Source organism: Marinobacterium sp. YM272 (genome assembly GCF_050908845.1).
GTDB lineage: Bacteria > Pseudomonadota > Gammaproteobacteria > Pseudomonadales > Balneatricaceae > Marinobacterium_D.
In genome coordinates this window covers 3,869,698-3,881,680 of record NZ_CP194171.1, presented here as the reverse complement: position 1 = coordinate 3,881,680, position 11,983 = coordinate 3,869,698, and the positions used below count along the sequence as shown (strand labels likewise).

Genomic DNA, 11,983 nt, shown 5'->3' with positions numbered 1-11,983 from the left:
ATGGGTTGTAAATTAGCCGCGCTCAGAAACAAAGAACCCTGCCAAATGACAGGGTTCTTTACCCGGGCCTGAGGGAACTGTGTTTTTACACAGCCTCTTGATAGCCGGTTTTTTATTGCCTGACGGTTGGTCAGGCAGTCTTGCGACTGCTGCCGGTTGCTTATTCCGTGCGCTGTTTAAGCTGGTTGAAGCGCTGCTGCAGCTGCGGGAAAACGCTGCTGAACGGAATGGTGCGCCATTCCAGCTCAAGCTCAAGCACATCGGCTGTGGATGGATTACGGCTCTGCTCGTCGAGGGCCTGCTGCAGCCGTAGCATCTGGTATTCCATGCGCTGGGCCTGATCCTCGTCGGGAGAGGGCTGGCCAAGCAGGATCTCCAGGCGGATGCAGAGTTCGCGCAGCTGGTGTTCGCTGTCGCTGAGCTGCTCTTCCAGCCCCTGGGGGGCGGTGATCAGCGGTTCAATGGCATCGATGCGCCGGTTCAGAGCGCTTTGCCACTGATCGGGTACCTGGCTGAGGGATTCACGGATGGCGCCAAGCAGAGTATCGAGCATGCCGAGATCGCCGTCGAGAATCGCTTTCTCCGCCTTGCTCAGCAGGTCGGCACAGCTCGTCAGTCGCGACAGATCCTCTTCTTTCAGCAGCGCGGGAGCCTGGTCGACCTTGATCGGGTCGGTTGGCATACCGCCGCTCTTGAGGCGGTCAAAGATGGTATCGCAATGCTCGCGGAAGCTTTGCCAGAGTGCGCGTTCCGTGGAGCGAAACGCCGGTCCCGTCTCTTTCCACTGGCGCTGCAGCGCCTTGGCTTCCTGAGCGGCCGCGCTGACGTCGTCCCACTCGGTCAGTGCCGCTGCGGCATCGATCAGGGATTGTTTGCTGGTGGCGCACTGCTGGTGCCAGTCACGCAGACGCGCGTCCAGGTCACGGATGATTTGGTTAAAGCGCTGCTGCACGACTTTGCCCGGGGCGCGATCCACCGGCGAAAACTGTTTCCACTCCCGCTTGGCGGTATGGCAGATGCGTTCCAGTCCGGGCCAGTCCGCCTCGTCCCAGTTGATCGATCCGATCAGCGTTTCCAGCTGATGGCAGATCTCTTCACGCTGGGCCAGGTTTTGCTGACGCTTCTCTTTCTGTGCACCGAAGTGTGCTTCGCAGGGCGCGTAGGCGGCCTCGGCGGCGCTGCGGAAGCGCTGCCAGAGTTTCTGCGAGTGCACGGCAGAACCGGAATCCAGTTCCTTCCACTCTTTCTGCAGTGCCCGGATCTGATCTGCCAAGGGCTGCGGCGGCAGCGTTGAGTCGACCAGTGCTTCCATCTGTTCGCACAGCTGCTCTTTCTTGCCGTTGACCGCGAACCCCTGCCAGTCCTTCATCTCCTGCAGACGTGCGACCAGAGCCCTGTGGCGCTGGTCCAGTTTTTCCGGCAGCTTTGCGCCCAGTGTGCGCATCTTCTGTTCGGCGCGTTCACTCTGCTTAAGCGCGGTACGTATTTCACCGCGCTCGATTGCGGCTTCCAGGTCGGTCAGTCGCGCATCGAGCCGTGCTACCAGCTCTAGATGCTGCTGCTTGAGCTGCTGCTGGTTCTGGCGAGATTCGTTCAGCAGTTGCTGCGCCTGGTTTAGCAGGGCTGGCGACTGCAGTCCCTGTGGCCAGTCGATGCTGGACAGGAAACCGACCAGTGCTTTGTCGCTGTCCTCTAGCGGTGATTCCAGCTGTTCGCGAAGGCTGGCTTCAACCTCGTCAAGGCGCAGCAGGGACTGGCAAAGCTTTTCGGCCAGTACCGCCTTGTCCTCGAGTGCCCTGGAGACCGGCGCGGTTTCGCGGAAACTGTTTACCTCTGAGATAGCTGCCTGTAGCTCTGGCAGTAACTCAGCCGTTTCAGCGCTGCGAAGGCAGAGTGCTTCGAGTGTTTCGGTCAGGGCCAGGTCCTGGCGCTCGCGCTCGATGCGGGCATTTTCCTCTGCCTCGGCCTGGGCTTTGCGTGCTGCCTCATCAGCGATAAACCGCTCAGCCTGGGTCTTGAGTGTGTTGTATCGCGTCACCTGGGCGGCATCGTCGTGGGAGAGCTGTTCCCACTCGCGATGGATAACGTCGAAGCGGGCCTGGAACAACTGATGGTCCTGACCGTTTACCAGGCTGTTCAGAGCCTCAAGCAGTTCCTGGCGACGCGCCTGGAGGCGGGCTTCTTCGCGCTTTTGATCGCGCAGTGTCTGCAGTGCTTCCCGGGCGATACGGTGCACGGCCTTGTCGCTGCCCTTGCTTTCGCGGCTGAGGATCTCAAGCTGTTCCGGGTCGGTAATGCGCAGGGCGGCTTCGCGACGCGTCTGCGCCGTGGCGGCCTTGGTCGCGATGCTGATCAGGAACCTCTGTTCGTCGATCAGGTCGATAAGGTGGCTACGTAGTGTTGAGGAGATATCCACCAGCGCCAGTTCGACACGGCTCTGGTTATCGGGAATCTGTTCGGCCCATGACAGCTGTTCGTTCATGGACAGGGCGGAAAGCTGATCGGCAACGGCGCTGGCGGCGTAGCGACGAAGCTCCTGATCCTGCTCAGAGACGAGTGCCTGAATCAGCAGGGAGAGATCGCTGATACGCTCGATAACGGCCCGGCGCACCTCGCAACTGTGATCATCCAGCAGCAGGCTGCGGAGGATGTCGGAGTGAGCGGGGCGGTCGGAGCGCAAGCGGTTGACTGCGCGGACGCGGACATCAGGGCTTGAATGACGCCACTTGGGTTTAAACAGATTTGCAAACATCAATCACCACAAACCGGCGCTGTGCGCTCGGCTACTCAATCGTATATCCGGGGCTCGGGAGGAACGCCTTACGGCTTTCATACTTCAACCGACTGACCCGTGAGTGCGGCCGCTCAAAGAGCATCCGGACGGGCGGGCACCTATTCTACCGGTGTCCTGTGACGCAGGAAAAGCCTTGACATGACGCAAATAACGGCCAGAAATCGATGCCTGATCAGCCGGGCAGCAGTTCCACATCACCGTCCACGTAGACCCAGCGCTGTGCATCGCGGCGGAACCGGGAGTGTTCGCGCAGCACACCCTTGCTAGGGCCTGATTCGAAGCGGGCTTCGAAACTCACCTCACCCAGAGAATCATTTTCTGTTCCGTTACGTGTGGACAGGATCTTCAGACCAGTCCAGGTGGTCACCTGAGTCTGTTCGGTCAGCAGTTCGGCATCGCCTTCCTGGCGTTTTTCCGGGGCGATGGTCTGGAGCAGGTACTCCACGGCGCCAATCGCAAAGGCGCAGTAACGTGAGCGCATCAATGCTTCGGCGGTGGGGGCCGGGCGGGTCCCGTTCAGGGCGGGTTCGCAGCATTGAGCGAAGGTCTTGCCCGAGCCGCAGGGGCAGGGGGAAGCGCCGGTTAACTGATCGTGGAGCATGCCAGGGGAACCCTTTCGATGTTAGTGTAGGCATCGATTATACACGATAGACACCAACGGACCTGCAATGGCAAACGCTGAACAGACATTCTTCTGGCATGACTACGAAACCTTTGGCACCGATCCAGCTAGGGACCGGCCTGTCCAGTTTGCCGGCGTGCGTACCGACGCCGACTTCAATGTGATCGAAGAGCCGTTGGTTGTGTTTGCCAGCCCGTCGGAGGATATATTGCCGCATCCGCAGGCGTGCCTGGTGACCGGTATCACCCCGCAGCAGGCGCTGGCCGAAGGTGTCTGCGAGGCAGAGTTTATCCGCCAGATCCATGAGCAGCTGGCGCGCCCCGGAACCTGCGCCGTGGGCTATAACTCCATCCGTTTCGATGATGAGGTCACCCGCAACACCCTGTACCGCAATTTTTATGACCCCTATGCCCGGGAATGGCAGAACGGCTGCTCACGCTGGGACATTATCGATATGCTGCGCCTGACCCGTGCACTGCGCCCGGAAGGGATAGAGTGGCCTACGTACGAAGACGATACGCCGAGCCTGCGCCTGGAGGATCTCAGCAAGGCCAACGGCCTGGCTCACGATCAGGCGCACGATGCGTTGTCGGATGTGTACGCCACCATCGCCGTAGCCAAGCTGGTGAAAGAGCGTCAGCCCAAGCTGTTCGATTATGTGCTTGCCAATCGCGGCAAGCGGGCGGTGCAGGCGAAGCTGGACGTGCCGGCGATGAAGCCGGTGCTGCATGTGTCGTCCAAGTATCCGGCTGAGTGGGGTAACGCCGCCGTGGTGGCGCCGCTGACCTGGCATCCGGTTAACCGCAACGCGGTGGCGGTCTGGGATCTGCGTATCGATCCGACGCCGCTGTTCGAACTCAGTGTCGAGCAGATCCGCGAACTGCTGTATACGCGCCACGATGAGCGTCCGGCCGATGCGCCGCAGATGGCGCTCAAACTGCTTCACACCAACCGCTGCCCGATCGTCGCGCCGGCGGGCATGCTCAATGGCGAGGAAGCCGCACGGCTCAATATCGATGGTGATACCTGTCGCCGGCACCTGGCCATGCTGCGCGCTGAGCCGGGGCTGCAGGAAAAGCTGATCGCGCTGTATACGGATGAGCATCCGCCCGCCGATGGCGACCCGGATCATATGCTCTACTCGGGCGGATTTTTCGGTGACTCGGACCGGGCGCTGATGGAGCAGATCCGTAATGCGCCACCAGAGGAGCTGGCGGTCATGGAGCCGCCGTTCCAGGATCCGCGCCTGGAGGAGATGTTGCTGCGCTACAAGGCGCGTAACTTCCCGGAAACCCTGCGTGAAGAGGAACACCAGCGCTGGGAGGAGTACCGCTCCAACAAGCTGCTGGGTGAAAACAACCAGGGTTACCTGACGATTCCGCGGTTTTACGAAGAGCTAAATAAATTGGCGCAGCAGCCGACTCTATCAGAACGAGACAAACTCATTCTGGAAGAGCTGGCGTTCTATGCCGAATCGATCTACCCGCTGGAGTATTAAGCAAGGACATCCGGCTCAAATTACCAGCAGCCTGCTGGCGTTGACCGTCGTATCCGCGCCGCTGGTTGCCGCCGAGATCACTCCGCGCCTGGCAGAACGCTACGCCTCCGAGATCAACTACGCCGTGGTTACCCCGGGTGAGCCCAGGGCTCTGCCGCCGGTGACCGTGGTGGCGCCGTCCGACCCGCCGCCGGTGCATGAGGTGGTGGTCGCGCCGGATGCTGGCGTACAAATCAGCGGTGAAGACCTGGTATTTGCCCGGATTATGCAGCAGGAGGCGGAACTTGGCTGTAAGCCGGGCGAGCCCTGCATGGTTCCGCTCGAACCGGATATCACCGATCCCCCCGGAGAGTCGCTGACGCCGGAGGCGCCTTTCGGCACCCGGCGCAGTGTCATCGAACTCTGAGTTGACGCTTGATCGGCGAGCGTTCAGGGTGCCCCGGTGCCCGGCACAAACTTCTCGTCGGCTTTCAGCGCATTTAGCAGCTCATCATCATCGTGGGAGCCCTGGGTCTGTTTACCGGCGTAGCTGCGCAGTGCCAGTTCACGGCTGCGAAGCTCATCCAGGCGTGTCAGCAAGCGTTCCCGATCGATATCGAGTGTAGCTTCAGTCAGCTCCTCGCGGGTGTTGAAATCCGGGTTGTCCCGGTCCAGTTCACGCCAGAGGCGGGAGGAGCGCTCTTTCAGGGTTTTGTCACTCTGGTTGATCCTTGAGATCAGGCTCTGTTTGAAGCTGGCCAGCTCCGCATCCGAGAGTTCAGCAAGACGCGCTTCCATCCCGTCCAGAAACTTATCGTAGGCCTGTTCCAGCTGGTCCGGGTTGGCTACCGGTGATTGCACCACCAGGGCGAGCCCCGGTACATCCTGCATCGGCAGGGGGGTGGCGAACACGATATAGCCCAGCTGCTGCTCGGTACGCAGGTCGGAATAGAACGGCGTTTTGATAATCTCGTTCAGCAGTGCGACCTCGGCGCGGGCAGTCACCGCGGTGCTGTCACCCTGCAGGTAAAGTGTCAGCGCCGAGTCGTTATGCTCGATATCCAGGGTGTTGTAGAGGCGCTGGCCGGCGGGCAGCTGTACCACCGGTAACTGCAGGGCGCTGGCGGCAGGATCATCGGCAACCAGGGTTTGATAGGCTTTGCTGGCCATCTGGTGAGCGCTCTCCGCCGTGATGTTGCCGTGGGCCAGGCTGCGCAGGTAGAGGTCGGAGAACAGCGTCGGCAGATAGGATTGCAGGTCTGTAAGTGTCAGCGCCTCAAGGGCCTGCAGCTTTTCCTGTTCAGACCACTGCGGCATCAGCGAGGTGTACAGCGCGCTGAAGGTCTGGTTATAGGGTTTCTCTTTGGCTGCATTCTGCAGCTCTTCGGTCAGTGCCGTCTTGATGCGGCGGAAGCGGGCCTCTGACGCCGGTTGCTGCTTGAAGGCGTCAAGGATGGTGTCCAGCAGAACCGACTGGCGCTGGTTGTAACCGGAGATACGGATGCCGAAACCGCGCATATGTGGGTAGATCGAGGCTGATAGCCCCGCCAGGGTGGCGTCGTAGAAAGTTTCGTTGAGGCGGTCATCCAGTATCCGTGCAAACAGCGTAGTCAGCACACTGTTGCGCGGTGTGCGATTGGCGTTTTCCGACAGGAAAGTGAAATAGAGGTTCGCCCTGGGCACATTGAAACTGCCATCCTGCAGATACCAGAGTTCGGCGCCGTCCGCTGTCCACAACGCCTTGGGCTTGTCGTCCTGTTCGCTGGTCTGCTGCAGCAGTTCCAGGTTGTCCGCCACGTAGGGGTTCAGATGCCTGATGGCCAGCGCCTCGGGTGCGGTGGGCTGGTTCCAGCGTTTCTGGTCCGCGGCAGAGGGCGCGCCGAGACGGTAGTCGATGGCGTAGCGATCGGTGCTGCTGTCGGTGTCGAGCGATGGTGCTGCCCGGGTCAGGATCAGGTTATCCGGTGTCAGCTGCTCCAGGTAGCTTCGGATCAGCGCCGGATCGAAATGGTCGTAGCGGTAGGGGCCATCCAGCAGGTGGATGGTCGGATAGTCCCGCATGCGGGCGGACAGGCGCATCACCTCGTGGGCCGGTTCGCCAAACTCGCGGAAACGGAAGTCGGTCGCCGCGAGGCGGCCCTCTTCGTTATAGAGCTCTTCGCGGATACCCTGGCTCTTCAGCTCCTCGACAAAGGCAAAGAACAGTTCGACTACCTCGGCGTAGTGAGTGAGGCCCGACTCGGTCAGCTCTATGCCCACATCGAAGGTGGCCTGGCCGGGCAGACTGATGCCGGCGGATGCGCCGAGCGCCCGGGCCCAGCCTTTCTCTTTCAGCAGGCTCAGCAGACTGCCCTGGCCCTCGTAACCGACCAGGCTGGCAATATAGCTCACCGGTTTTTCCCGCCAGTGCTCGCGCAACCCGGCGATCGGAAAGCGCAGCGTCAGCTGGCGTGTTTCCATGTTGGTGACCACATCCAGCTGGATCGGTAACTGCCCAGGCTTATACAGCGGCTCAGCGGAAACCCTGTCTTCCAGCTTGCGGTTGGGCACCGCGCTGAAGTACTGATCCACCATTGCGCGCAGCTCGGCGGTGGGCTGCCTGCCGATCACCACCAGGTCCATCAGGTTGGCGGAGTAGTGGCTTTCATAGAAGCTGATCAGCTGATCGCGCACATCGGAGCCGGGCCGGTCGCCCAGCGTGTCCAGGTTACCGACGAAGAAGCGACTGTAGGGGTGGTCCGGGTTCATCGCCAGCTTGCTGGCGCTGTAAAGGCGACGGCCATCGTCCTGCAGCTGGGATTTGAACTCGGAGTGCACGGCGTGGCGTTCGCGGTCCACATATTTCTGGGTGAACAGCGGTGCGATGAAAAATTGCGAGAAGCGGTCGAGCGCGCCCGGGAGGGCGTCGGCCTTAACATCGAAAAAGTAGTTGGTGTTCTCAAACGAGGTATAGGCGTTGTGGCTGCCGCCGTTGGCGTTGATAAATTCCTGGTAGGCGCCGGATTCCGGGTACTTTTCGGTGCCAAGGAACAGCATGTGCTCAAGAAAGTGTGCCAGACCCGGACGGTCTTCCGGGTTGTCGGCGCTGCCCGCCATAATGTTCATCGAGGCGGCGGCCTTGTCCGTATCCGGGTCGGAAATGACGACCACCTGCAAACCGTTATCGAGGCGGAAATTCTCGTACTGGCGCTGGTCGTTCTGGCTCTGGATCAGCGCCGCATGGGCAACGCCGGTGAAGATAAGAAGCAGAAAAACGGCACTGACGGCCTGGGCAACTCGCCTGAAATGCATGTGAATCCTGATCCCCGTTTGTTTCACGATAGTGCTCGATAGTAGCTGTCAGACCTCGGCTTTGCGCCTGAGTTTCCAAGCTGTAGGTTAAAAACGTCGCCTGTCGGGTGCGTATATCCGCCAGGCTGGATACAATCCTTATATCTCAAGCAGGGAGTTTCAACGGATGAATCGCGAGAAAGTGATATTCGCTTTTTTTATTGTGCTGGCATTAACGCTGAACTTTGGTTTTTTTGTTGGCGAGATCGATAACCCTGATCACCACGATGTCCTCGAACTCTTCCTTGCGCTGGTGGTAAGCCTTATCTGTACGGTGCTCAAGTTTGGCGATCGCAGCCACCTGGGCGCGCTGATGCTGGCGACCAGTCTGGTGGCCGACCTGCAGCTGATTATCGCCGCCGGTATCTGGGGCTACGGCGAGCATATCGCCGCCTCCGGCATGGAAGCGGAAGTGATGGCCAGCGTGGTCTCCTTTGCCGGCGGGGCGCTGCTGGCGAATATCACCTCGGTGATTCTGCTGATGGTTGAAACTGTCCTGATCCGGCGCTGATCGCTCCATGTACGATATTCTTTATGTGCTGCTGAGACGGTTGCGGGCGCCGCTGATCACGCTGATCGTGGTCTACGCGGTGTCGATTCTTGGCTTTATTCTGATCCCCGGCCAGGATGATCAGGGCAACGTCTGGCACATGAGTTACTTCCACGCCTTCTATTTCGTCTCCTTCATGGGTTCTACCATCGGTTTTGGCGAGATCCCCTACGCCTTCACCGATGCCCAGCGGATGTGGACCCTGTGTACCATCTACGCCTGCGTGGTGGCCTGGCTGTACGGCATAGGTACGACGCTGGCGGTGTTCCAGGACTCCGGTTTCACCCGGCTGCTGCGTCTGCGCCGGTTCGTCAATCATGTGCGCAACCTGACCGAGCCGTTCTACCTGATCTGCGGTTATGGCGTGACCGGTTCCAACCTGGCGCGGGCGTTGACCGAACGCGGTGTCCGGGTGGTTGTGGTGGATATCGACCAGGACCGCATCGACGAACTGGAACTGGATGGCCTGTGTCTGCCGGTACCGGCGCTGTGCGGCGATGCCTCACTGCCGGATATTCTCGATCACGCCGGGCTGCAGCAGTCGAACTGCGCAGGCGTGCTGGCGCTGACCAACAGTGACAAGGTCAACCTGGCGGTGTCGATCGCCAGCAAGGTGCTCAAGCCCAAACGTCTGGCGATCAGCCGCTCGGAAAACGATATTACCACCGCCAATCTGGCCTCCTTCGGCACCGACCTGATCGTCGATCCGTTTCGCTCCTATGCCGAATACGTGGCGTTGGCGGCGCACAGTCCCCATCGTCACCTGGTGTTTGACTGGCTGATGAACCCTGAACACCGCAACCTGGCGAGCGTCTATCGCCATGCCAAGGGGCGCTGGATCATCTGTGGCTTTGGCCGGTTCGGCAGCAATATCAGTCGTGAGCTGAAACAGGAGGATACCGAGGTCACGATTATCGATCCGGATCCGAACAACATCCGCGATCTGCCCGGTGCGGTACTCGGCGTCGGTACCGAGGCGGTGACCCTGCAGCAGGCGGGCGTCGAGGACGCTGTAGGTATTGTGGCGGGTACCGGCAACGATGCCGATAACCTGTCGATCATCATGACCGCGCGGGAACTCAACCCCAAACTGATCACGGTGGTGCGCCAGAACCTGAGTGCCAACGACCTGGTGTTTGAAAACTCCCGCTGCGACTTCATCATGCAGCCGGGACAGATCATCGCCACCCGCATCATGGCGCAGCTGAAAACGCCGCTGCTGTCGGTATTCCTCGACCAGCTGATGTTGCAGGACGAGGTCTGGGCCCACACTCTGCTTAACCGGATGAACGCGACCGTGGGCGAAGAGCCTCTTGAGAGTCGCTCGGTCTGCATCGGTGAAAAGGAAGCCCCGGCGGTGCTGGAAAAACTGCGGGAAGGCACGGAGGATGATAAAGCACCGATCAAACTGATCGCGCTTCTGAAAAATCCCCTCTATCGCAAGGAAACCCTGCACTGCTTCCCGCTGATGATCCGCCGCGGCGACGAGGTGAAACTGCTGCCGGGCGAGTTGACCGAGCTGCAGGAGGGCGACGACATCCTGTTCTGTGGTCGCAAGGGGGCGCTGGATCGCATGGCCTGGACCGCATTCAACTACAACACCCTGCACTATGTGCTGACAGGTAACGATGCCACCCAGAGCCGGCTGCAACGCTGGCTGCAGGGGGGCGATACGAAGTGAAGGCTTATCTGCTGCTGGCCCTGACACCGCTGTTCTGGGCCGGCAACGTGGTCAGCGCACGTGCCATCCATGCCGATCTCGACCCGGTGGCGCTGGCGTTTCTGCGCTGGCTGCTGGTGCTGTTGCTGATCCTGCCCTGGGGTCTGCCGCGACTCTGGAGGAGCAGGGCGGTTATCCGCGCCCATCTGCCGATTCTACTGTTGCTCTCGGTACTCAGCGTGACCTGCTTCAACACCTTTATCTATCTGGGGTTGCAGGATACCACCGCGGCCAACTCGGCGATGCTGCAGTCGGCGGCCCCGGTGGTCATCGTACTGCTTAACTTTATGCTGCTGCGTGAGGGGCTTAGTCTGCGTCAGTGGGCGGGTACCCTGGTGTCACTGGCGGGCGTTACTGTACTGGTGAGTCAGGCGGACCTGTCGTTAGTGCTGGGGCTCGACTTCAATCGTGGCGATATCTGGATAGGTGTCGCTGTTTTGGCCTGGTCGCTTTACTCAGTGGCGCTCAGAGGACGGCCGGAAGGGCTGGACGGATTTACCCTGTTTGCCTTCAACGTGCTGATCGGCACTCTGCTGCTCGCCCCCTTCGCGCTGGGTCGACTGGGTGGCCCAGTGGAGATTCAATGGAACCTGCCGGTGGTCTCCGCCGTTATCTACATGGCTATTTTCCCGTCCATTCTTGCCTACCTGTTCTGGAACAGGGGCGTGGCGGAACTGGGGGCTGCGCGTGCAAGCCTGTTTATCCATCTGATTCCGGTATTTGGCGTGCTGATGTCGGTACTTTTTCTTGGCGAATCTTTGTACCTTTTCCACGGAGTGGGTATTCTTCTGATCTTTACAGGTATCTATCTTGCAACAATACGACGGACAACCGGGCGTAAAGCAGGAACCAAAAGCTAGCCAATATCCAGACTGCCGACCCTGTGTGACTATCAGAACAGTCAAAACAGCTGTAGGTAGGTCTGGCTGAAAAGGTTGGATCGCGGCGCGGTAAAAACAGGCAAGGCCAGCTGCAAATAAAACTGGCCTTGTGCGGTCCTTGCCTGTTGCTAAGGGGTAACGGCTAGTCGTCGAGATAGACAATCAGCAGGTCGGTTTCGACGGCGTTGACGACTTTGGGAATGGACGAGAACAGACGGCTCAGCACTTTATGATGATGGCCGCACACTACCAGATCGATATCCATCTGTTTCACCAGACCTTTCAGTTTGGGAGACAGATCGCCGACTACGACTGAAACGTCACTGACCGTGTAATCGCATTCATCGGCCAGTGACTGGAGTTTGGCGTGGAGTTCCTGTTCTTCCTTTGGTGGTAATGCCATGCTGTCGACTTCGACATACACCAGAGAAAGTTGGCTGTTGTCGCTTTTGGCGACGGCAACGGCTTTGTTAATGACAGCCTGACTGGATGGAGATAGGTCAACGGCCACCAGTATGTGTTTAAAGCTCATTAGGTTTCTCCCGATTCGCGGTTAGGGATGTATTCTCAGTCTAGCAGCCGCAAAAGATGGTGAAGAACGCTGAAAGA

At 59.7% G+C, this 11,983-nt stretch carries 9 protein-coding genes; 5 read left to right on the top strand and 4 right to left on the bottom strand.

The genetic code is table 11. The features are described 5' to 3' along the window. Positions 1 to 160: 160 nt before the first annotated feature. Together ACQUQP_RS17270 and ACQUQP_RS17265 are read right to left on the bottom strand one after the other, a co-directional pair. Complete coding sequence (locus ACQUQP_RS17270; RefSeq protein WP_432696278.1) at positions 161 to 2,752, bottom strand: DUF349 domain-containing protein; 2,592 nt, start codon at positions 2,750 to 2,752, stop codon at positions 161 to 163. Between the two features lie 214 nt (positions 2,753 to 2,966). Continuing rightward, the gene (locus ACQUQP_RS17265; RefSeq protein WP_432696277.1) at positions 2,967 to 3,395 is read right to left on the bottom strand and encodes a YchJ family protein; all 429 of its coding nucleotides are present in this window, start codon (positions 3,393 to 3,395) and stop codon (positions 2,967 to 2,969) included. A 67-nt stretch (positions 3,396 to 3,462) separates the two neighbouring features. Between ACQUQP_RS17265 and sbcB the strand changes: the two genes are divergently transcribed. Together sbcB and ACQUQP_RS17255 are read left to right on the top strand one after the other, a co-directional pair. Beyond that, a complete protein-coding gene (gene sbcB / locus ACQUQP_RS17260; protein WP_432696276.1) occupies positions 3,463 to 4,914 on the top strand; it encodes an exodeoxyribonuclease I in 1,452 nt (483 codons plus the stop codon). Beyond that, entirely contained in the window at positions 4,883 to 5,320 is a 438-nt protein-coding gene (locus ACQUQP_RS17255; protein WP_432696275.1) for a hypothetical protein, read from the top strand. Before sbcB ends, ACQUQP_RS17255 begins: the two co-directional genes overlap by 32 nt. A gap of 23 nt (positions 5,321 to 5,343) precedes the next feature. On the opposite strand, the gene ACQUQP_RS17250 is transcribed toward ACQUQP_RS17255, so the two are convergent. Next, on the bottom strand, positions 5,344 to 8,184 hold the full coding sequence (locus tag ACQUQP_RS17250) for an insulinase family protein (protein WP_432696274.1): 2,841 nt from the start codon (positions 8,182 to 8,184) through the stop codon (positions 5,344 to 5,346). 166 nt (positions 8,185 to 8,350) lie between these two features. Here ACQUQP_RS17250 and ACQUQP_RS17245 point away from each other — a divergent pair, with 166 nt between their 5' ends. Genes ACQUQP_RS17245 through ACQUQP_RS17235 form a run of 3 tightly spaced genes read left to right on the top strand, consistent with a single transcriptional unit; the run spans position 8,351 to position 11,353 of the window. Beyond that, positions 8,351 to 8,734, top strand: coding sequence for a DUF6394 family protein (locus ACQUQP_RS17245; RefSeq protein WP_432696273.1), 384 nt, complete (start codon positions 8,351 to 8,353; stop codon positions 8,732 to 8,734). A gap of 7 nt (positions 8,735 to 8,741) precedes the next feature. Then, positions 8,742 to 10,454, top strand: a complete 1,713-nt coding sequence (locus ACQUQP_RS17240) for a potassium channel family protein (protein WP_432696272.1) — start codon at positions 8,742 to 8,744, stop codon at positions 10,452 to 10,454. Continuing rightward, entirely contained in the window at positions 10,451 to 11,353 is a 903-nt protein-coding gene (locus ACQUQP_RS17235) for a DMT family transporter (protein ID WP_432696271.1), read from the top strand. Before ACQUQP_RS17240 ends, ACQUQP_RS17235 begins: the two co-directional genes overlap by 4 nt. 163 nt (positions 11,354 to 11,516) lie before the next feature. Here ACQUQP_RS17235 and ACQUQP_RS17230 read toward each other — a convergent pair whose 3' ends face one another. Then, positions 11,517 to 11,906, bottom strand: a complete 390-nt coding sequence (locus ACQUQP_RS17230; protein ID WP_432696270.1) for a universal stress protein — start codon at positions 11,904 to 11,906, stop codon at positions 11,517 to 11,519. Between the last annotated feature and the right edge of the window lie 77 nt (positions 11,907 to 11,983).